19 protein-coding genes and 1 pseudogene are annotated in these 20,930 nt (G+C 70.2%); 14 read left to right on the top strand and 6 right to left on the bottom strand.

The window, feature by feature from the left end:
- Positions 1 to 131 precede the first annotated feature (131 nt).
- Positions 132 to 1,727, bottom strand: coding sequence for a phytoene desaturase family protein (locus IM697_RS44040; RefSeq protein ID WP_228044427.1), 1,596 nt, complete (start codon positions 1,725 to 1,727; stop codon positions 132 to 134).
- An 85-nt stretch (positions 1,728 to 1,812) separates the two neighbouring features.
- Here IM697_RS44040 and IM697_RS44045 point away from each other — a divergent pair, with 85 nt between their 5' ends.
- Both IM697_RS44045 and IM697_RS45340 read left to right on the top strand, forming a co-directional pair.
- The gene (locus IM697_RS44045) at positions 1,813 to 2,334 is read left to right on the top strand and encodes a winged helix-turn-helix transcriptional regulator (RefSeq protein WP_194043302.1); all 522 of its coding nucleotides are present in this window, start codon (positions 1,813 to 1,815) and stop codon (positions 2,332 to 2,334) included.
- Between the two features lie 29 nt (positions 2,335 to 2,363).
- Positions 2,364 to 2,444, top strand: a pseudogene (locus IM697_RS45340) (PIN domain nuclease); the annotation flags it as partial.
- A 309-nt stretch (positions 2,445 to 2,753) separates the two neighbouring features.
- Here IM697_RS45340 and IM697_RS44050 read toward each other — a convergent pair.
- Entirely contained in the window at positions 2,754 to 2,987 is a 234-nt protein-coding gene (locus tag IM697_RS44050; protein WP_194050159.1) for a hypothetical protein, read from the bottom strand.
- On the opposite strand from IM697_RS44050, the gene IM697_RS44055 reads away from it, so the two are divergent.
- The 6 genes from IM697_RS44055 to IM697_RS44080 all read left to right on the top strand — a co-directional run bounded on the left by IM697_RS44055 (position 2,986) and on the right by IM697_RS44080 (position 7,508).
- On the top strand, positions 2,986 to 3,465 hold the full coding sequence (locus tag IM697_RS44055) for a DUF5990 family protein (RefSeq protein WP_228044428.1): 480 nt from the start codon (positions 2,986 to 2,988) through the stop codon (positions 3,463 to 3,465). The two genes, IM697_RS44050 and IM697_RS44055, sit on opposite strands and share 2 nt — an antisense overlap.
- Positions 3,466 to 3,836: 371 nt before the next feature.
- Positions 3,837 to 4,040 (top strand): cold-shock protein, encoded by a 204-nt coding sequence (locus IM697_RS44060; RefSeq protein WP_189725621.1) that lies wholly within the window; start codon positions 3,837 to 3,839, stop codon positions 4,038 to 4,040.
- 314 nt (positions 4,041 to 4,354) lie between these two features.
- The gene (locus IM697_RS44065; protein ID WP_194050145.1) at positions 4,355 to 5,830 is read left to right on the top strand and encodes a DEAD/DEAH box helicase; all 1,476 of its coding nucleotides are present in this window, start codon (positions 4,355 to 4,357) and stop codon (positions 5,828 to 5,830) included.
- 86 nt (positions 5,831 to 5,916) lie between these two features.
- Entirely contained in the window at positions 5,917 to 6,192 is a 276-nt protein-coding gene (locus IM697_RS44070) for a hypothetical protein (protein WP_194043306.1), read from the top strand.
- A gap of 7 nt (positions 6,193 to 6,199) precedes the next feature.
- Positions 6,200 to 6,511, top strand: a complete 312-nt coding sequence (locus tag IM697_RS44075; protein WP_194043308.1) for an SCO5918 family protein — start codon at positions 6,200 to 6,202, stop codon at positions 6,509 to 6,511.
- 643 nt (positions 6,512 to 7,154) lie between these two features.
- Positions 7,155 to 7,508, top strand: coding sequence for a MerR family transcriptional regulator (locus tag IM697_RS44080; RefSeq protein WP_194043310.1), 354 nt, complete (start codon positions 7,155 to 7,157; stop codon positions 7,506 to 7,508).
- A gap of 352 nt (positions 7,509 to 7,860) precedes the next feature.
- On the opposite strand, the gene IM697_RS44085 is transcribed toward IM697_RS44080, so the two are convergent.
- Together IM697_RS44085 and IM697_RS44090 are read right to left on the bottom strand one after the other, a co-directional pair.
- Positions 7,861 to 8,985, bottom strand: a complete 1,125-nt coding sequence (locus IM697_RS44085; protein ID WP_194043312.1) for a sensor histidine kinase — start codon at positions 8,983 to 8,985, stop codon at positions 7,861 to 7,863.
- Positions 8,982 to 9,608, bottom strand: coding sequence for a response regulator (locus tag IM697_RS44090; protein ID WP_265582761.1), 627 nt, complete (start codon positions 9,606 to 9,608; stop codon positions 8,982 to 8,984). Before IM697_RS44090 ends, IM697_RS44085 begins: the two co-directional genes overlap by 4 nt.
- Before the next feature lie 392 nt (positions 9,609 to 10,000).
- Here IM697_RS44090 and IM697_RS44095 point away from each other — a divergent pair, with 392 nt between their 5' ends.
- Together IM697_RS44095 and IM697_RS44100 are read left to right on the top strand one after the other, a co-directional pair.
- The gene (locus IM697_RS44095; RefSeq protein WP_194043314.1) at positions 10,001 to 10,528 is read left to right on the top strand and encodes a hypothetical protein; all 528 of its coding nucleotides are present in this window, start codon (positions 10,001 to 10,003) and stop codon (positions 10,526 to 10,528) included.
- Between the two features lie 162 nt (positions 10,529 to 10,690).
- Positions 10,691 to 11,977, top strand: coding sequence for a DUF418 domain-containing protein (locus IM697_RS44100; protein WP_194043316.1), 1,287 nt, complete (start codon positions 10,691 to 10,693; stop codon positions 11,975 to 11,977).
- A 460-nt stretch (positions 11,978 to 12,437) separates the two neighbouring features.
- Here the strand turns inward: IM697_RS44100 and IM697_RS44105 are convergent, their stop codons facing one another.
- Complete coding sequence (locus tag IM697_RS44105; protein ID WP_194043318.1) at positions 12,438 to 14,240, bottom strand: ABC transporter ATP-binding protein; 1,803 nt, start codon at positions 14,238 to 14,240, stop codon at positions 12,438 to 12,440.
- A 709-nt stretch (positions 14,241 to 14,949) separates the two neighbouring features.
- Here IM697_RS44105 and IM697_RS44110 point away from each other — a divergent pair.
- The 4 genes from IM697_RS44110 to IM697_RS44125 all read left to right on the top strand — a co-directional run bounded on the left by IM697_RS44110 (position 14,950) and on the right by IM697_RS44125 (position 19,494).
- On the top strand, positions 14,950 to 15,348 hold the full coding sequence (locus IM697_RS44110) for a hypothetical protein (RefSeq protein WP_194043320.1): 399 nt from the start codon (positions 14,950 to 14,952) through the stop codon (positions 15,346 to 15,348).
- A 62-nt stretch (positions 15,349 to 15,410) separates the two neighbouring features.
- On the top strand, positions 15,411 to 17,762 hold the full coding sequence (gene secD / locus IM697_RS44115; protein WP_194043322.1) for a protein translocase subunit SecD: 2,352 nt from the start codon (positions 15,411 to 15,413) through the stop codon (positions 17,760 to 17,762).
- 40 nt (positions 17,763 to 17,802) lie between these two features.
- Positions 17,803 to 18,186 carry a hypothetical protein gene (locus IM697_RS44120; RefSeq protein WP_194043324.1) on the top strand — a complete coding sequence of 128 codons (384 nt, stop codon included), beginning with the start codon at positions 17,803 to 17,805 and terminating at the stop codon, positions 18,184 to 18,186.
- A 462-nt stretch (positions 18,187 to 18,648) separates the two neighbouring features.
- Positions 18,649 to 19,494, top strand: a complete 846-nt coding sequence (locus tag IM697_RS44125) for a DUF4394 domain-containing protein (protein WP_194043326.1) — start codon at positions 18,649 to 18,651, stop codon at positions 19,492 to 19,494.
- 176 nt (positions 19,495 to 19,670) lie between these two features.
- Here IM697_RS44125 and IM697_RS44130 read toward each other — a convergent pair whose 3' ends face one another.
- A complete protein-coding gene (locus IM697_RS44130; RefSeq protein WP_194043328.1) occupies positions 19,671 to 20,864 on the bottom strand; it encodes an acyltransferase family protein in 1,194 nt (397 codons plus the stop codon).
- Positions 20,865 to 20,930: the final 66 nt, after the last annotated feature.

A 20,930-nucleotide genomic window follows, 5' to 3' on the forward strand; every position in this document is an offset into this window, starting at 1 on the left:
CACCGCTGGTGCTTCGCGCACTCGGCGAGCACCAGGTCGTCGAGTCCGGCGACCACCTCGCTCTGCCGCCGGCGCCTCTCAGGAGAGCGGGTGGTCCATTCGGCGTGTGCGCCGGCCGGAGTGTCCGAAGCTCACCCGGTCGCGAGGTCCCGAAGCACGTCGCGGTCCAGGGCTGCGGAGGCCGCGACGACGCCGCCCATGATGGCGCCGCTGACGCCGGCCGACGCCACGTCCTGGCCGGTGAGGAGGAGGCCGGGGACGTGGGTGTGGGTGCCGAGGTCACGCAGGGCGAACCGCTGCGGTGTGTGGGCGAGAGACATGAAGTCGCCCCTCTCCCTGCCGAGGAAGTGGTTGAAGCTGAGCGGCGTGGCCAGCTCGGTGTGGTCGATGCGGCCCTCCAGTTGGGGGCGGAAGCGGTAGACCTGGCCCAGTAGTTCCTCGGTGAGCCTGGCCTTGAGGCGCTCGTAGTCGGCGCCCCGGCGCATCCACGCGCTGTCCGCGTACGGCTCGAACAACGACCAGGTGGTCAGCCCCGCGATGTCGATGGTGGTACGTCCCGGGTACCGGCTTTCCCACGACGGGTCCTTCACGGACGGGAAGGTGAGGAAGTACGTCGGCATGGCACGGTGCTCGGGGGCGGCCTCGAACGCGGCTATGTCGCCGTCGATGTCGGGTCCGGCGTGGGCCCAGATGTTGGAAGGATCCAGGTCGAGCCGGTCGCCGGATTCCCTGATCCCGATGTTGAGCATGACGTACGTCTGTGACGGGCCGATGGCACGCAGAGAGTCGACGAGCCGGGCGGCGGCGGGAGTCCGGTCCGGCAGCAGCCGGGTCAGTGTGTTGAGCGCACCGGCGTCGCTGATGACCAACGGCGCCTGGAAACTCCTTCCGTCGGCCATGCGGACGCCGCGGGCCGAGCCCTTGTCGTCCAGCACGACGGTTGCGACGTCCGCGGAGATCAGGACGGCTCCCCCGGCCGCGGTGATGACATCGGTCGCCGTCTCCGCCAGGCGTGCGGAGCCTCCGACGGGGTAGTTCGCGCCGTCGATGTAGTGACGGATCAGCATGGCGTGCATGCCGAACGAGGCGCGGCCGGGGGCGAGGGAGTAGTCGCCGTAGTGCCCGCTGAGCACCGCGCGCAGCTCCGCGTCGTCGGTGAGGTCGGTGAGCACCTCGGTGACCGTCCGGTCCGCGTACGAGCGGAAGGGGGCGGCCATGTCGTCGTACAGGGTGTCTCCCACCGAGTGCGGGAGGCTGCGGTGGGCGAGGTAGGGGCGGGCCGCGCGGTTCGCGGCATAAACCAGGTCGACGTACTGGTCGATGGCCCCGGACTCGTGGGGGAAGTACTCCTTCATCCGTTCCTTGAACCGCTGCGCGCCGGACCGGTACTCGTACTCCCGGTCCCCGATGAAGACCCGGTTGTACACGTCCGGCATGGGAGCCCACTCCAGCTTGCCGCCGCTGATGTGGTCGAAGATCCGGCGCAGGCCGCTGGTGGGCCGGTGGACATCGCCCATGTAGTGCAGCCCGGCGTCCCATTCGTATCCGGCGCGCCGGAACGTCTGGGTGGCGCCGCCCGCCGTCGAGTGCTTCTCCAGCACGAGGACCCGTTGTCCGGCCCGGGCCAGGAAGGCGGCCGCGGTCAGACCGCCGATCCCCGATCCGATGACGATCGCGTCCCATGCCTGGCCGGCGGTACTGCGGTGGTAGCTCTCACCGATGCTCACGCGGCACTCCTCCATCTGGCTTCGGAAAACAGTAGTCAGCGTACGGGGACGGATAGACTCGGGCAACACACAGGGAGAGGGACACGTGAGCGACGCAGCCGAAGCAGCGCCTGGGGGCCACCTGGAGCGGTGGCAGCGGGACGCGTGGGACATCGAACCCGACTCGATCAATCTCGCCCTGCGGTCCCTGAGCCCGCGGACGACGGGCGTGATCATCAGGGAGGCCTTCTACGGCACACGCCGCTTCGACGACTTCGAGCGCCATTGCGGCATCAGCCCGAGCGTGCTGTCCGCCCGCCTGAGGGACCTCGTCGCCGACGGCATCCTGGAGAAGACCCGCTATCGAGCTCCCGGTGCGCGCGGACGCGACGAGTACCGCCTGACCGACAAGGGCCGCGGCCTGCTGCCCATCCTGATCGCCCTGAACGACTGGGCCGAGCGCTGGATCGTCCCGCCCGGCGCCTCCACGCTCTCATTGCTCCACCAGGACTGCGGCAGCGCGGTCCGGACGGTGGTGACCTGCGCCTCCGGCCACGAAATCACCGTGCCCGCCGAGGTCTCCGCGGCCCCGGGCCCCGGGGCAAGGCCCGCGTCCGCGTCCGATTGACCGGCGCACAGCGGTGGATGGCGGGGGCGCTGCACCGCGACCGGGACTTCGAGTGCATCGCCGCCGTCACCGGCCAGGCAGTCCAGTGGTACGGCCCCGAAGTCGGCGAGAGGGCCGCCCCGCGTCGGAAGGCTGCACATTCGCGAAGCGTCCCCGAGCTGGCCATCCGCCACAGCCGAGCCAAGCGCAGAAGGTCGCCCGCACAGGCGCTCTGCCCGCGCTTCTTCGAAGTCGTGCCCACGGCGTGCCCGTAAGAGCGGACAACCACGGTCACCAGCGGTGCGACCAGGCCCACGCAACGGCGTCCGCACAACGAATCCACGCAGGTCACAAGCCATGTGACTGCCGAAGCGCCGTCGCTTCCCAAGCTGAGAGCGCGAGTTCGATTCTCGTCACCCGCTCCACGACTAAGGCCCAGGTCAGAGACGCGGGCCTTTTTGCTGTCCATCGTGATCAGCGGTCGTGTGCCGTTCTGGCACGGCTGCACCTTCCTGGCGTGCCCTGCGGACTGTTGCGTCGAGTCCGGCGGCAACTTCCTGCTGTCGGTCGTCGTCGGAGTGCTGGTAGATCGGCGCGGCTTCCGCTGCCATGGCCCAGCCCAGTTCGAGGTCGGCTGGCCTCTGCACGGACGATGGCGGGATGATGGCCGCCATGCGCATCCGCATCGACGCCGTCGACCTGCCCGGCCTCGCCTGCCCAGCCTCCGTCGACGGCACGGTCCCGGCGTACGGCAACATCCACGTCGCCGTGCAACGCCGCGACCGTCCGGCCGAACTCCTCGCGCCACAGCCCGGCGACGCACCGTCCGCGACATGGACCCTGGAGTGCACCACGAGTGCTTCGCCGACCGGCACCGAGGTCAAAGGCCCCTATGTGCAGGACCGTCTGGGCCGGAGGTTCATCTACCTGTCGTGGGGCACGGTCGACGAGTCGGGCACCTTCACGATGTTCCGCCGCGCCAAGCTCCTGCTCGACGTCATCCCCGCCGACGTACTCGCCGCCGCCGCACGCGACGGGCTGCTGGTCGGACGCCTCGGCCTGACCGACGCGCAGGGCGGGCCCCTGTGCGCACGGGTCGAGCCCCCGCACATCACCTGGACCGCCGAACGCGCCGACTCTGAGCAGATGTGACCTTCATCGCGATAGTGAGGTCTCGGCGCGTTCGTCGTCGTCCCATCCGTTGATGACGATGGCAGCGGCGCACAGCTCGTCGACGGAGGTCATGGCCCTGTGGCCGGAAACGTTCGGCAGGAACACTGCATCCGCGCGGATCAATATCTGTATCCGTGAAGTGAGAAATAGGTACGGCACACGGCGAGTATTCCTCGACCGCCAACCCGAGCGGAATTATTGACCACGCAGAGCCGATCGCGTCATGCTAACGTCGATCTCAGTTGCAGGTGTGGTTGCCAGAAGGTTCATTTTCCGACGGGGTAATCAGCACGGCGACGCGGAATCCGCACAGGGCGAATTCCGAACATCGTCTCCGAAGGAGAAATGACATGGCTACTGGCACCGTGAAGTGGTTCAACGCGGAAAAGGGCTTCGGCTTCATCGAGCAGGACGGCGGCGGCGCCGACGTCTTCGCCCACTACTCGAACATCGCCACCCAGGGCTTCCGCGAGCTGCAGGAAGGCCAGAAGGTGTCGTTCGACATCGCGCAGGGCCAGAAGGGCCCGACGGCGGAGAACATCGTTCCCGCCTGACACCGGCAGCAACGCATACTTCGCAGCTGGGGCCCGCACCTTGGGGTGCGGGCCCCAGCTCGCTGCATTTCAGGGCGCGTGGCGGGAAGGCCACACCACGGCACCGAAGGGTGACGTACTCCCCCGTCGACGTCGATAAGACTCGGCGCCCATCATCTCCGGCTCGTTCTCGCGATTCTCTGCGCCGTTCAATTTTGCTGCGGGAATTCCTTGCTACGTGCCTACGTGCTCACATCGAGGAAAGGTTCCGCTTGAACCGCGCACGCACCGCCCGCACGACCCGCACGACCCGCACGACCCGCACGACCCGCACGATCCGCACGACCCGTACCAACGACCGCTCCAGAGGTTCCGCCGCCAAGCGCTCGGGGGCTCCCCGGCGTTCCAGGGGCAACGATCGCCGGCAGACCGCACCCCAGGGCGAGTTCGCGCTGCCGGTGACGGTCACGCCCGCGCTGCCCGCCGTCGACTCGTTCGCCGACCTCGCCCTGCCGGCGCCCCTGCTGGCCGCACTCGGTCACGAGGGCGTGACCGTACCGTTCCCCATCCAGGGGGCGACCCTGCCGAACTCCCTCGCCGGTCGTGACGTGCTCGGCCGTGGCCGCACCGGATCGGGCAAGACCCTCGCCTTCGGCCTGGCGGTGCTGGCCCGTACAGCGGGCCGGCGCGCCGAGCCACGGCAGCCGCTGGCCCTGGTCCTCGTACCCACCCGAGAGCTCGCCCAGCAGGTCACCGACGCGCTCACTCCGTACGCCCGTGCCGTGAGGCTGCGGCTGGCCACCGTGGTCGGCGGGATGTCGATCGGCAGACAGGCCGGTGCACTCCGCGCCGGTGCGGAGGTCGTCGTCGCGACCCCGGGGCGCCTCAAGGACCTCATCGTCCGGGGCGACTGCCGGCTGGACGACGTCGCCATCACCGTCCTCGACGAGGCCGACCAGATGGCCGACATGGGTTTCATGCCCCAGGTCACCGCGCTGCTCGACCAGGTGCGCCCCGGAGGGCAGCGGATGCTCTTCTCCGCCACGCTGGACCGCAACGTCGACCTGCTGGTCCGCCGCTACCTGACGGACCCGGTGGTCCACTCCGTCGACCCGTCCGCGGGCGCGGTCACCACCATGGAGCACCACGTCCTCCACGTGCACGAGGCGGACAAGTACCGGACGACCACCGAGATCGCGGCACGAGACGGCCGCGTGATCATGTTCCTGGACACCAAGCACGCCGTGGACCGGCTGACCAAGCACCTGCTGAACAGCGGCGTCCGCGCCGCGGCCCTGCACGGTGGCAAGTCCCAACCGCAGCGCACGCGGACCCTCGCCCAGTTCAAGACCGGACACGTGACGGTATTGGTGGCGACCAACGTCGCGGCCCGCGGCATCCACGTCGAGGGCCTCGACCTCGTCGTCAACGTCGATCCGCCCACCGACCACAAGGACTACCTGCACCGCGGCGGCCGTACCGCCCGCGCCGGAGAGTCCGGCAGCGTCGTCACCCTGGTGACCCCCGGCCAGCGCCACGGCATGAACCGGCTGATGGCTTCGGCCGGCATCACCCCGCAGACCATCGCCGTACGGTCCGGTGAGGCGGAGTTGACCCGCATCACAGGCGCCCAGGCGCCCTCCGGTGTCCCCGTCGTCATCACCGCACCGGCCGTGCCACGTCCCCGCCGCGCCGTGTCCTCCGCGGCTCCCTCGTCCCGAGGCCGCCGCGACCGCTCCGCCCAAGGGCGCCCCACCGGACAAGCGAAGCGGCGCAGGCCACAGCGGCCCGCCTTCGACCCGGCGGGCTAGGGCCATCGACCAGAAGCTCACCCAACTCCGAGGAGGCAGCTTTGACACCGGTTCAGACGCAGCGACAACAGACGGTTCTCTCCCCCATGAGCGCGGTCGACGACATAGAGGCGGCCGGACCCCGGGTCAGTGACGACATGACCGTCGAGGTCGCCCTGTCCGTCATGGCCAGTGCCCGTGTCGAGTACCTCCTCCTGTGCGACGGAGACGACCAGCGCACGGGCTCGATCACCCTGGCCGAACTCGCCGTCCACCGCGGCAGTTCCACGTACACGGACCAGATCCAACTACGGGACGTCCTCGCTGATCGCCTCCCCCGATCAGCCGGTTCTCCTTCTCCCAGCCCGTTCTCTTCCCTGTGAGGGCATCATGCGCTGTGTCATCGCCCGGTACCCGTTCGACCTGACCAAGAGCGGAGTGCTGGCCTCGATGAAGGGCGTCACGCCCGAACTCGTCACGGGTGAGTCCGTGACCATCGGCCGCCGCCGCTACCCCGTCAAGCAGGTGGGCCAGGTCATCACCCGACAGGACCGCCGCGACTTCACCGGCGGCGAAGTCGTCCGGGCCATGACCCGCCTCGGCTTCACCTGCCATGCCTGCCCCGACGCCACGCCCGTGCGTGTCTCCTCACCCCTCCAGTGCGAGTCGGCAGTGCTCGGCGCCGCCTCCCTGGACGGATGAGGACGGGCGGCAAACCGCCATCAGGATCCCGGTGAGGGCCCTGCCGACATGTGTCGGCAGGGCCCTCACGGCTGTCTCGCCATCCGTTGCGGCAGGTCGCAGGCTATCTGGTCCCCCACAGGGCGTAAATCTGCTCTTGTCAGAGTAGACATTGAGCTTCGGCACGGTTAGCCTTTTTCTCGTTGACACCGGTCAAGCGAAACCCGGCAGACACGAACTGGCGGGGTGCAGTACATGAAGTTCGCAGGTCAGTGCGGTTCTGGAGTCCCGAAGCCAAGGTGTTCGCAGGACGGTGACGGGGCTGAGGACCGCACTGGGCGGCTCGCAGGTCGAGGGGCCGCCAACAGCACCACCGAGCAGTACCGCAGTACCAGTTCAGCAAGTTCAGAGATAAGGACGGAGGAGCAGACGCCATCAGGATCGCCCGGTCCGAGAAGCACTCGCCCCGGGTACCGCACGACCCCGGATTGGAAGGTGGTCCCCGGTCACGCAGCCGCGATCCCCGCACCCCCCTTCTGCAGGGCTGGTAGCGGAAACAGAAGGTCGGCACAGCATTAGGGCCGACAGATGGTGTTGAATTTCCTTCGGGGCCCTGGTGCCGTACGGCACCAGGGCCCCTCGACGCGTTGCACAACGAGGTGACATGACAGCAGATATCCCCCTCAGTGATCGTCTGGACGACGACGACTACCCCGCATACACGATGGGGCGGGCCGCCGAGATGCTCGGCACCACCCCGGCCTTCCTCCGAGCCATCGGTGAGGCTCGTCTGATCACTCCGCTGCGCTCGGAGGGCGGACACCGCCGGTACTCCCGCTACCAACTCCGGATCGCGGCGCGCGCCCGCGAGCTCGTCGACAGGGGCACCCCGATCGAGGCCGCTTGCCGCATCGTCATCCTTGAGGACCAGCTCGAGGAAGCTCAGCGCATCAACGCCGAGTACCGCCGCCGGGCCGGGCATGAAGCGCCCGACAATTCCGTTCCCGGTGTCGGCTGATCACGTGAAAGCGTGCCGGGCGGCTCGAACACGTACATAGCGTGCCCTTCAGCGCGGACAACCACGGTCAACGGCGGCGCCAAAAGACCTTCGCCCCTGCCGCCGCACAGCACATCTCCCCAGGTCAGCGGCCTGGGGTTTGTTTGTCGTCTGAGGACTGTCCCGTAAATGATCTCCAGTGGTGCCTGGCGTAGGACGCGGCACGATCCAGCGCGTCGGCGTACGGCCAGGGGGCGTGGGCTGACGGCCCAGGATGGGGGGCCGGCCGGCTTCGATTTGACGCAGGGCACGGGCTGGGGCGCGCAAAGCCACGTGCTCAGCAGCGATCGCGGCGGGTGCTCGTGCGAGCGGCTCAGTCGGGCCGGGCGGGGGCGCTGAGTTCGACCTTGTACCCGCCTTGTGGGGTGGGCTGGGCGGTGAAGGTGCCGTGGAGCAGTTCGGCGCGTTCCTTCAGGCCGATCAGGCCGTGCCGGGCGCTGGGCAGGGCGACGGACGGGCGGGTGGGGGCGGTGTTGGTGACGGTGACGCCGAAGTGCTGCGCGTCGTACCACAGGCGCACCTCGGCGCGGGCGCCGGGGGCGTGCTTGCGCACGTTGGTGAGGGCTTCCTGGATCGTGCGGTAGACGGTGCGCTGGGCGGTCGTGCTGATGCCGGGTGGGAGCCCGCCGGTCAGGGTGGTCTCGATGCCGCTGTTGGCGATGAGCTGCTGGAGGTCGGCGAGGGTGGGCTGGGGGGTGAGTTCGGTTTCCTTGCCGCCGGAGGCTCGGAGCAGGGTGACCATGTGGCGGAGTTCGTCGAGGGTGTCGACGCTCAGGGTGCGGATGGTGCGGGCGGCGTCGCGGGCGTCGGGGTCCTTGGCGGCGACCTGGAGGGCTCCGGCCTGTACGGCGATGAGGCTGACCTGGTGGGAGACGACGTCGTGCATCTCGCGGGCCAGTTGGGCGCGTTCGCGGGCGAGGACGGTCTGGGCGTGCAGGGCGCGTTCGTGTTCCCGGGCCTCTTCGACCTCGACGAGTTGGAGGGCCACGTCGTGTCTGGCCTGGACGAGTTGGCCGAACAGCACGGGGGCGGTGGCGGTGGCCAGCGTGTAGACGAACTGAACGAGCGTCCAGGTCCGGTCGTCGGCGAATCCGTCGGACAGGGACCAGGCGAGGGTGCCCGCCGTCGCGTTCAGCAGGGCGCAGCCGGCCAGCAGCGGGCGGTTGCGGGTGGACGCGGCCAGTGTGTACAGGGCGGTGATCTGCGCGACGGCCACGTCCATGAACAGGGTCATGGGCAGTGTCAGCAGGAAGACGGCCAGCGGAAAGCGTCTGCGCAGGAACAGCGCTGCGCTGCCGAGGGCGACGCAGGACCAGACGAGGGGGGTGGTTCCCTCGCCGTAGAGGTTGATCCAGGCGTCGAGCACGGCGAGCGCGACGAGGACCGCGTCGACCGCCCACGGCGGCACCCGCCGCCACAGTGCCCGGCCCGTGCTCATCGTCCGTCGTCCCGTGCGGTGTTGTCGCCGTTCTCGTTGAGCAGCCCGGACCGCTCGGCGAGCAGTGCGGCCTGGACACGGCTGGTGACCCGCAGCTTGGTCAGGATCGAGCTGACGTGGTCCTTGACGGTGCCCGCGCTCAGATGGATACGGGTGCCGATGTCGGCGTTGGACAGTCCTTCCGCGATCAGGACGAGGACGTCGCGCTCCCGGTCGCTGAGCAGGCCGACGCGTGCCGTGTCCGCGTCCTGGGGTGTTCCCGCCCCCGGGTGACTGCGCAGCAGTGCGCGTGAGGCTTTCGGGGACATCACCACCCCGCCCGCGGCCAGGGTGCGTACGAGGTGGGCGAGTTGTTCGGGCTCGGTGTCCTTGAGCAGGAAGCCGGCGGCTCCCGAGCGCAGTGCGGTCAGGATGTACTCGTCGGTGTCGAAGGTGGTCAGCATGGCCACGTGCGGTGGTGCGGGCAGCGTCTGGATCTGCCGCAGGACGGTCAGGCCGTCCACGTCCGGCATGCGGATGTCGAGGAGTACGACGTCCGGCTGCTCGCGCCGGATCACGTCGGCCGCCTGCGCTCCTTCCGCGGTCGCCACGACCTCGATGCCGTCGGACGCGTTCAGGATCATCTGGAATCCGGACCGCACCAGGGCTTCGTCGTCCACCACCACTACCCGGATCACCGGCGTCCCGCCTCACACTCGTCTGCTCTGTCCTGCTTCTCGGCGACCCGTACGCCCCGCATCGGGGCGTCCACGTTCTCGTACGTTCTCGTACGGTGTTCGCCTGCCGCCGACGGTACGTCCGGCAGGGTACGCGGTGGCGCGATCACCGTGGACTGTGGACACCTGGCGGGCCGGCTCCAGCCGTTCGGGGGGTGCGCTCCGGCCCATCGGCAGGGCGGCGGGCGAGGTCCGGCGGATGGTGCCCGTGGTGCTCGTCCGATGGGATCGGTACGTGGGTCCGCGCCGAGTCTGCGGGGCCGCAGCCGATTTCCGTACCGTTCGAGGACCGCCCACCCATGCCCCGCTCGTACCTGCGTCAGTCCGTCCGTGCTCTGCGCCGCTGTGCGGCGCGGCCCCATGTGCTGTTCGGGGGTGTGTACGGGGCGGTGCTGGCCAGCTCCATGGTGGCCGCCCTGACGGAGCAGGGCGAGACGGCGCCCGCCGACCGGTTCAGCAGCGCCCAGTGGCTCCTGGTCACGGCCGTCGCCTCGGCTCTGGCGCACGGATACGCGCATCTGATCGCCCTGCGCGGTGACCGGACCCACCATGGTGTGCGCGCCGGGGTGCGGCTGTTGATGTCCGAGTGGCCGCTGGTGGCGGCGACGGTGCCGACGCTGGTCCTGCTGCTCGGCGCGGGCTGGGGGTGGTGGCCCTCGGCGGGCGTCGAGTACGTGGTCTTCGCCGTGAACGTGGTGCTGCTGTTCGCCTGGGGCGTGCTCGCGGCCCGCGCCGCCGGTCGCACGTGGGTCTCCGCTGTGCGGATCGGCCTGGTGGACGCGCTGCTCGGGCTTGTCGTCGTGGTGGCCAACGCCGTCATCAAGTAGGGCGGTGGGCCGTCCGGGCCCGCTGACCGGCCGGGGTGCTGGCCCGCTGACCGGCCCGGGTGCTGGCCCGCCGTTCGGCGGGGTGGTCCCGGCCGGTCGGCGGGGGTGTCACCGAAGTCTGCCGGATGGTCCGCCTCCTGACGGCACGGCGAGGTTGTCCGTATGACACAGATACAACCGCCGCAGGAGACTTCGGCTCCGCAGGAGAACTCGCCTCCACGGCCCGCGACCTCGCCCGGGTCCGACGGGAAGGTCTCGGGCAGTCCCTCGATGGGACGTCTGGTCGGGGTGGATCTGGCCCGCGCGCTGGCCGTGTTCGGCATGTACATCGTCCACATCGGCCCGATGCTGGGGAACACGAGCGGCGTCGGCACCTGGGTCCGCTTCCTGGCCGACGGTCACTCGTCGGTCCTGTTCGCCACCCTCGCCGGGTTCTCACTGATGCTGATCGCCGGCCGCCGTGAGCCCAAGACCGGCCTCGCCGGCCGGCAGGCGAAGGCCCGGATCGCGATCCGCGCCGTGATCCTGCTGGCGCTCGGCAGCGTGCTGGCGATCGAGTACGGGGACGTCATCATCCTCGGCTTCTACGGCGTCTACTTCCTCCTCGCCCTGCCCCTGCTGCGGCTGTCCGCCAGGACACTGGCGATCATCGCTGCGGGGCTCGCGCTCGTCACGCCGCAGCTGGCGTTCGTCCTGAAGATGTGGCTGAGCGGGTCCGTCCTGCAGAGCATCAACGCCCACGACCCGCTCGAGAGGCTCAACGACGTGGGAGTCGTCGATCTGCTGCTCACGGGTTTCTACCCGACGATCACGTGGATGCCGTTCCTGATCGCCGGCATGGCGCTGGCCCGCCTCGACCTGTCCGCCCCCGCCGTCCAGCGGCGCCTTGCCGCGCTCGGCGCCGCCCTCACCGTGGCTGCGTACGGCCTGTCCCTGCTGCTGGCGGGCAAGGACGCGGTGTTCGGCGGGATCGGGGGGTCGTCCGGCGGCTCCGGGTCGTGGTCCGGCGGTTCCGGTTCGTGGTCCGGTGGCTCCGGGGCGGGGTCGAGTGGCAGCGGGTCCGGCGGACAACTCGTGTCGTCGGCCTCGGATTTGCTGGGTGCCGGGCCGCACACCGGCACCACGTTCGACATCATCGGCAGCGTGGGCTTCGCCATCCTCGTGATCGTGGGCGCGACGGTGCTGATGGACCGTCTGCCGCGACTGCGCCGCCTGGCGAAACCGGTCATCGCCGTGGGCACCATGTCCCTGACGGCCTACGTCGGCCACTTCCTCGCACAGTCCGCGTGGCCCGCTTCCGGCGCCGGCGCCGCGAAGTCCTGGGTGCCCGTGCTCACGTACATCCTGGGGGCGATCGTGTTCGCCGCGATCTGGTCCCGCTTCTTCCGCCGCGGTCCCCTGGAGTATCTGCTCAACGCGGCCACCAAGCCGGCGAAGTACGTCCGATGAGGTGGCGGGGCCGGGGCGGTCGGACGACATGGCCTGCCCCGGCTCCGGTCGGCCGTGCGGGCAGCCTGGACTCCGGCCATCCGGAAGGCCGCCCGCGTCGCCAGACGGGTCGCCCCGCCGAACGGCTCACACAGGCCCCCGGGCGGCGGGGCAACGGTGCTCGCCGCCGTCGTACACGGCGGCGGATCTCAGGGTCGGGTATGACAGCGTCCGGCCGGGCTCACGGAGCCCCGGTCACGGGCGGGTACGGCGTGCTTCCCACGTGACAGGGCTTGCCCTTTCCGTACATGTCTCTTCCGTACGTGCTGTTGCCCCGAACCGAATCCATATGGCGTTCGTGCTGATCGTCATCACTGCCGTGGCCGCCCGGTGTTCTCGTCCGGCTGCTGTCCGGCGCCACCCCGTCACACAGCCGGGCTGCCCCCGCCGCGCGGCGGGGGCAGCCGGTGGGGCACCCGTCTCACGCGTGGGGGCGTCCCGCAGGGGTCAGGAGCTGGGCCGTGGCGAGCTGTGCGTACAGCTCGTCCTTGGCCACCAGCTCCTCATGGGTGCCGATCGCGCGGACCTTGCCTGCCTCCATGACGACGATGCGGTCGGCGTCCGTCACCGTCGACAGGCGGTGCGCCACCACCAGGACGGTGATTTCGCGCGCCGTCTCGGCGATGACCTCCCGCAGCGCCAGCTCGTTGACGGCGTCGAGCTGCGAGGTCGCCTCGTCCAGGAGCAGCAGCCGGGGTCTGCGCAGCAGTGCGCGCGCGATCGCGACGCGCTGGCGCTCGCCGCCGGACAGCTTCGAGCCGCGGTGTCCGACCAGGGTGTCCAGGCCGTGCGGGAGACGCTCGGCGAGGGCGTCGAGCCTGGTCCGGGCGAGGACGGCGCGGATGTCGTCGTCCGTCGCGCCGGGCGCGGTGAAGACCAGGTTCTCCCGCAGGGTTCCGGCCAGCACCGGGGCGTCCTGCTCGACGTACCCGATGACGGACCGCAGCTCGGGCAGGGGCCACTGGCGTATGTCCTCGCTGTCGACCAGGATCCGGCCGCCGGTCGTCTCGTAGAACCGCTCGATGAGCGAGAAGACCGTCGACTTGCCCGCACCCGAAGGCCCGACGAAGGCCGTCATCCCGGCGCCCGGCACCTCGAAGTCCACCTGCTGGTGGATGTACGGCAGCCCGGGTCCGTAGCGGAAGGACACGCCCTCGAAGCGGACCGACGCCGGACGCCGTACGGCTGCGGTCGCCTCGGGCCGCACCGGCTGCCGCGTGGCCGGCGGCTCTGCCGCAAGGCGGTCCACCTCCTTGATCCGGGAGATCGCGGCCGCGCCCTCCTGGTATTCGGAGGCGGCCTCGACCAGCTTGTACACCGGCTCCATCAGGTAGAAGAGGTACAGCAGGAACGCGATGAGCGTGGAGACGGGGATGTCCCCGGACGCCACCCGCGCCCCGCCGACCGCGAGCACCGCGAGGAACGCCAGCTCGACGGCGAGGTTGTCCGCCGTTCCCAGCAGGGCCTCCCACTTCGCGCCGCGCACGCCGTGGCGCCACGCCCGCCGGGCCGCAGCCGCGACGCGAGCGGTCTCCCGATCCTCGGCGCCGGACGCCTTCACCGTGCGGAACGCGCCGAAGACCCGCTCCAGACCGGTGGACATCTCCCCGACCGCGGCCTGGGAGCGTTCGGCGGCCTGCCCGATCTTCGGCATCACCAGGGCGGCGCCCGCCGCGACGACCGCGACCACGACGAGGGCGACGCCGAGCAGGACGGCGTCCAGGAAGGCCATCACCACGACCGCCGCGATCAGCGTCAGCATCCCGGTCGCGGCGTTGACCACCGCCTGGGTGCTGACGGCCCGCAGCAGCGTGGTGTCGGAGGTCACCCGGGACATCAGATCGCCCGGCTGCACCCGGTCCACCGCCGAGAGCCGCAGCCGCAGCAGCCGGCCGATGAGGCTGCGGCGAGCGGCCAGGACCACCGACTCCGCGGTCCGCTCCAGCACATAGGCGCCGAATGCCTCGGCCACCGTGCTCAGGAGCACCAGCACGGTCAGGGCCAGCAGGATGGTGGCGATCGTGCCACCGGACGAGAGCCGGTCGACCAGCGCCTTCGTGGCCAGTGGCTGGAGCAGCCCGCCGGCGGCCCCTGCCAGCGCCAGCAGCAGACCGAGTACGACGGTCCACCGGTGCGGGCGGACATACCCGTACAGCGCCTTGAGCGTCTCGCGGACGCGCAGGGACTCGGCACCCGTCGCCTCTGGGGCGGATGCGGTGTTCACAGGATTCCTTTCCTACGTGTCTTGCGTGGTCGGCCGCGCACCGTGCCAGCGGCTGCGGGCACCGGGCCGCGCGGGTGCCTCGGGGGTCGGCTCAACGGGCCGGTTCGACTGCCCTCGTGGCGAGCGTGTGCACAGCGTCATCGCGGAGTTCAGGGCGTACGACGGCCGGACAGAGGCCGCCCGCCGCCAACGCCATGCCGGGGAACTCCCAGAGCTCGCTCCTGTTCCCTCTCGTGCGCACGGTGTGTCATGCCGCCAGCCTGGAAGCCCGCACCCTTCTTCGACCATCCGGCGATCGTCGGGTGCACCCCCGCCAGGTGGCTGGCACCGCCGCCTGCGAACCCCTCGGGGACCGCCTGGGCGGATGTGGTGAAGCCGCCGGCCGTGCTCCTTGTCGGCGGCAGCCGTGCCACGACTCGCTCGCCGCCTCGCTGATCAAGGCCGTGGTGCCGGTGACCGCGGAGACGCCCACACCGAAGGAGATCTCCGATCGCCGGCTCAGTGGACCAGTGAGGCCGTCCGCGTGGTCCGAGCGCATCGCCGCCGCGTCCTACCTCCTCCCCCGCACTTCAGTGCCGCCGCACCGCCGCACCGGGAACCTCCGGGCACCCGACGGCGTTCGTGTCACTGATGGCCGGACGAGCCGAGTGTCGGCCCGCAGTGCCCAACTGCTGATTGCGTACGACGACTTGACCAGGGGGCAAGAGGCGTGCAGCAGCACCGCGCACACCCCACGCGTCCGGCCGCCGTCGTGCTCTCCGCGCTGCTCGCGGTCCTGACCTTCCTCCTGCCGGTGTCGGCCAAGTCGGCGTCCCGCCTGTCCTCGACGGGCACGGCCGCGGCGGCGACCGCGCAGGCGTCCGCGACCGCCGACGCGCGGCGACCCGTCACCGTGGCGCACCCCGCGCTCGCCCACGCCCACGCCGTGCCGTACCCGATCCACGGCTTCCTGGGCCCTGGCTCAGGTGAGGCGGCCCCGCACCGCGCTGTCGGCGGCCCCGCCGTGGCCGTGGTGGTCGCGGCCGCAGGAGCGAGCCGGGGCGGGCACGTGTGTCGGCCGCGCGGCCCGCCGTCCCGATGGAGCACCGAAGTCCGTATCGACGCCTGACCGTTCGCCTCCGCGCCCGGTGCAGACGTCGATTCCGTCTGCCTGCCCATCGTGGAGAACTCATGTCTCGCGCGCCCATGTGGCGGGCGATCGTCGCCCTAGGTGTGATCGCCGCCTCGCTCTTCCTCGCTCTCACCCAGTCCGCCCGCCTCGGCCTCGACCTGCGCGGCGGCACCCAGATCGTCCTGGAGACCAAGGACTCACCCGTCGTCGAGGCCGATGCCGAATCGACCCAGCGGGCCCTGGAGGTGCTCCGCCAGCGGGTCGACGCGCTCGGCGTCTCCGAGCCGAGCCTGTACCGGTCCGGACAGCAGCGGATCTTCGTCGAGCTGCCCGGCGTTCAGGACCCGCGCGAGGCCGCCGAAGTCATCGGCCGTACCGCGCAGTTGACCGTCCACCCGGTGCAGGGCGTGACGGACAAGCGGGACGAGAACGCGGGGAAGCCGGCCAAGGACGGCTCGCGCATCCTGGCCGACCCCGACCAGAAGGGGGCGTTCCTCAGGCTCGGGCCCACCGCCCTCACCGGCGACGGCGTCAAGGACGCCGAGGCGGTGCTCGACCAGCAGACGTTGTCGGGCTGGACGGTCAACCTCACCTTCCGCGGGCAGGCGGGCAAGGACTGGGCCCGGGTCACCGGGGCGGCGGCCTGTGCCCCGCAGGGCGCCCCCGAGCGGCGCGTCGCCATCGTCCTGGACGGCAAGGTCCTCTCGGCGCCCGGCGTCAACGCGGACGTGGCGTGCAAGGTCGGCATCTCCGGCGGCTCCACGCAGATCACCGGCGGCTTCGACCGTGAGGAGGCCCGCGAGCTGGCCGCGCTCGTCAAGGGCGGTGCGCTGCCGGTGCCCGTGGAGGTCGTGGAGCAGCGCACCGTCGGCCCCACGCTCGGTGCCGACGCCATCGCCGCAAGCACCCAGGCCGCGATCATCGGGCTCGCCCTGACGGGGCTGTTCATCCTCGTCGTCTACCGGCTGCTCGGCGCCCTGGCCACCATCGCGCTCGCGCTGTACGGGCTCATCTCCTACGCCGCACTGGTCGCCCTGGGCGCGACCCTGACCCTGCCCGGACTCGCCGGTTTCGTCCTGGCGATCGGCATGGCGGTGGACGCGAACGTGCTGGTCTTCGAGCGTGCCCGCGAGGAGTATCTGGGAGTCCGCGCCCTGAAGTCGGCACCGGCCGCCTCGGCGCGCCTGGACAAGCCGCTGCGCACCGGCTTCGGCAAGGCCTGGAGCGCGGTCGTCGACTCGAACGTGACCACGCTGCTCGCGGCCGGGCTGCTCTTCTTCTTCGCCACCGGACCGGTCAAGGGCTTCGGCGTCACGCTCTCCATCGGTGTCCTCGTCTCGATGATCTCGGCCCTGGTGATCACCCGGGTCCTCGCCGACTTCGCGATCCGGCGCCGCTTCGTGCGGGGCCGGCCCGGCCTGACCGGGATCACCTCCACCGGCCGGGTGCGTGCCTGGCTCGCGCGCCGCGAACCCCGCCTGGTGCACCACCGGCGCCGCTGGCTCGGCGTCAGCGCGCTGCTGATCGTGGTCGCCGTCGCCGGGATCGGCCTGCGCGGCCTGGACTTCGGGGTGGAGTTCACCGGCGGGCGCCTGGTGGAGTACAGCACCAGCAGGCCCGTGGACGTGGACGCGGCGCGGGCGGCGGTCACGGAGGCCGGGTTCCCGCGCGCGGTGGTGCAGGAGTCGGGGGACGGGGACATCTCGGTACGCGCCGGTGAGCTGAGCAACGACCAGCAGCACACGATCAGAACGGCGCTGGCGAAGGAGGGCGGCGAGGTCACCGTCGAGCGGGACGAGCTGATCGGCCCGAGCCTCGGCGAGGAACTGCGCCGGCACGCGCTCATCGCGCTCGGCATCGCCGTCGCGGCCCAGCTGATCTACCTCAGCGTGCGGTTCCGATGGACGTTCGCCGCCGCGGCGGTAGCGGCCATGGTGCACGACGTGCTGCTCGTGGTGGGCCTGTTCGCCTGGCTCGGCAAGCCCGTCGACAGCGTCTTCCTGGCGGCCCTGCTCACGGTCATCGGGTACTCCGTCAATGACACGGTCGTCGTCTTCGACCGGGTGCGCGAGGCGCGCCGCCGCGAACCGGCGGCGGACCTGGAGACCACCGCGAACAAGGCGGTCATCCAGACGTTGCCACGCACGGTGAACACCGGTATGGGCGCGCTGTTCATCCTGGCGGCCCTGGCCGTGCTCGGCGGTGACTCGCTCGCGGACTTCTCGGTGGCGCTGATCGCCGGCGTGGTGATCGGTATGGCGTCGACGGTGTTCACTGCCGTGCCGATCGCCGTGCAGCTCGAAGGCAGCCGCTCGGCGCCGCCGGTGGGCCCCGGGCGCGGCGAGGACAGCGGGGCGCGCAGTCCGCTGGAGCGACGCGGGCGGGCGCGGGATTCAGGCGCTGTGGTGTGAGGACGCGCGGAGGCTCGCGGGGATGACGCGGATGACGCGGATGACCGAGCGCATCCCCACCGGCCCCACCGGCCGCCTGGTCATCCCCGCAGAGGCCGGATCGGGGAAGACGGTACTGGTGGAGCGGCTCCTGGTGGGTGACGCCTCATGGAAGAGCCGCACCTGCGGGGTGGCTGAGAGACGGACGGCCGCGTGGGCACGGGCAGATCCTGCTGCGCTCCGGCCCCCTTGCAAGCCGATCCGCCTCGCGGCCGCCCCGGCCGACCTGATCCGCATCATCCACGCGCTGGATCCTGCGACAACTCCCCCGCACAACGCGAGCCCCGCCCCTTGGCTCGACCTCACCTCACCGCAGCTGAACCACGAAAGGGGCAGTTCCATGCCCAGGGCCGAAGCGAGTTCGCCGACGCCGACGCCGCGCTGAGCTTGACCGTACGGCGGCGCAACCGCGCGTACGTCTCGACTTCCCGGCGCGCGTTGGCCGACGCCTGCCGGGCCAACTCGGCGAAGAAGCTCCCTATGGGTGCGAGCATGCCATTCCGGCCGAAGAAGCCGACCGGGGAAATCCGGACGGCATTTATCACTCTGCGCACATCGGAGACGACCGCGTCCGGGGCGCTTTGTCACAGTGCGCAAAATCCCTGGATCGGAGCACTCTCATCGCCTGTCCCACTTGTGGAGACGCTGTGAACTGGCCTTAATGGGAACCGCGTACCAGCCCGTGGGGGAACACCACAGAATTAATTCCGGCCATCACTCCGGATCAGCGCGGGAATCGGTACGGGAATCTCTCATCTGCGCGCCAGCCAATGGCGCTTGTTCAAACGGGAGGGAAACACCGATGAAAGCAGGGACGAGAAAGAGAATCGCGGCGGCGGTGGCGGTCATGGCCACGTCGACAGCGCTCATGCTGAGCGCGCCGGGCAGTGGCTCGGCCGCTCCCGCCGCCACTTCCAGCCTGCGCGCGTTCGGGATCACAGGTGACGGCACCCAGATGGCCACGTTCACCACCGACCGGCCGAACCGGCTCGACTGGGTCATGGACATCGTCGGACTCAGTGGCGACACGGCTCTGATCGGCATCGACTTCCGGGTGCAGAACGGCCTGATGTACGGCGTCGGCAACAAGGGCGGCATCTACACGATCAAGACCCCACCCGCCACCACGGACGTCGTGATCACCAAGGTGTCCCAGCTGCAGTACACGCTGCACGGCACGAACTTCGGCGTCGACTTCAACCCGGCCGCCGACCGGCTGCGCGTGATCAGCGACAACGGCCAGAACCTGCGGCACAACCTCAACGACCACACGACGATCCAGGACCTGAACCTCACCACCCCGCCGATCGAGGGCACGACCAAGGGCGTCTCCGCCGCCGCCTACACGAACAACGACCTCAACGGGGCCACCGGGACCACGCTGTTCGACATCAACACGGCCAGCGACCAGGTCGTCCTCCAGTCCCCGGCCAACAACGGCACGCTGGCGCCGACCGGCAGCCTCGGCCTCGACACGCAGATCAACGCGGGCATGGACATCTTCAGCACCCTGTCGAGCGGCAAGACGGTCAGCAACGCCGCCTTCGCCTCTCTCACCGCCTCCGGCGCCAACAGGCCCTCCCTCTACAGCATCAACCTCTTCACCGGCGAGGCCACGCTCGTGTCCGACGCCCTCACGTCCAGGTTCCCCCTGAACATCACGGACCTGGCCATCTCCCTCACCGGCAGCTGAGCCCCTCCCGCAGGTCACTCACTCGCCGCGGCCCGGCTGCTCCCGGGCCGCGGCGAGCCCGTAGCGTGGCTGCCCAAGCGCCCTCTGCGACCCGAGTCGACTGCGACTCTGTACAGGCGGTCGGCTACCGGCCGGCCAGGACCCACTTTCAACGAGTGGCACTGTTCATATCCCGGTCACGGTGACTGCACGCGGTGTGCCAATCTGCGGCCGCAGGCCTGGCTCGGCGCTTCGATGTAACGGTAGGTCAGCACGCACAGCGGCAGCAGCACGGTGAAGAACGCCACTTCGAGCGCGAGATTGTCCTGGCGCCGTCGGCCGATCGTGCTGTCGATCACTGCCAGCAGCACTGGATGCACCATATAGACCGAGTAGCTGATCGCCCCCAGCCCGGTCAGCACCCGCGGCAGGCGCCGGCGACGCGACGCCAGTCCGGCGCCGAAGGTGAGTACGGCCAGCAGGAACGCGATGATCCAGCCGCGCCGCGTGAAGTGGTCGCCGTCGCCGTACCGGTACGCACTCCCCACGCCACAGGCGACCACCACGACGGCAGTGGCCGCCGCATACCGCCAGGCGCTCTGCCCGTTCTCGGCACGGTAGACGACGGTGCCGAGGAACATCACGGCGAGGATCACCAGGCCCTCCCACAGCGGGACGGTTCCGTTGAACGGAACCAGGACGAGCGCCTGTACGCCGCCCAGCACACCCCCGACCCCCCGGAGCACGGATGACCTGGCGCTCGCACAGCAGATGGCGACGCCCATGGCGATGGAGGCGCACGCGATCAGCGGGCCGGTGCCGACCAGGCCGGACAGGGCGGAGGGCGGCAGCGCTGCCCCTGCTGTCACGCTCGCAGCGGCGAGCACGGCCAAGGTGACGGCGATCGCCGCGGACTGCCGGTGGAGGCGGACCGTGAAAAGAGCGACGACCAGCAGGTAGAAGGACATCTCATAGGAGAGCGTCCACAGAATGAGCAGGAGATTGGGTGTCCCCAGTAACTCCTGGAGCATGGTGGCGTGGGCGACCGCGACGGCGGCAGCGCTCTGCTGACCGAAGTCGGGGATCTCCGCAATGCCTGAGAGGTTGACGGCGAGGAGCGCGGTGACGACAGCCGCCCACAGCGGGTACACACGGAAGATCCGTCCGATCCAGAAGGTGCGGACGCAGCCCCGGCGTTCCAGCGACGCGGGGATGATGTAGCCGCTCACCAGGAAGAACACCATGATGCCGTAGCGGCTGGTGTTGAACTGCGGCATCAACTCCCGCCGGAAGTCCGCCATGAAGGTGTACGACGAGTGGTCGAACACCACGACGAGTGCGGCGATGCCGCGCAACGCGTCCAGCCAGCCCAACCGCGACGAACCGGCCATCGGGACGACTCTTCGTAATCGCCATCTGACGGAGAGTAAGCGCACTGATGTCGCGGGGAGGGAGGG

The organism is Streptomyces ferrugineus (genome assembly GCF_015160855.1).
Lineage (GTDB): Bacteria > Actinomycetota > Actinomycetes > Streptomycetales > Streptomycetaceae > Streptomyces > Streptomyces ferrugineus.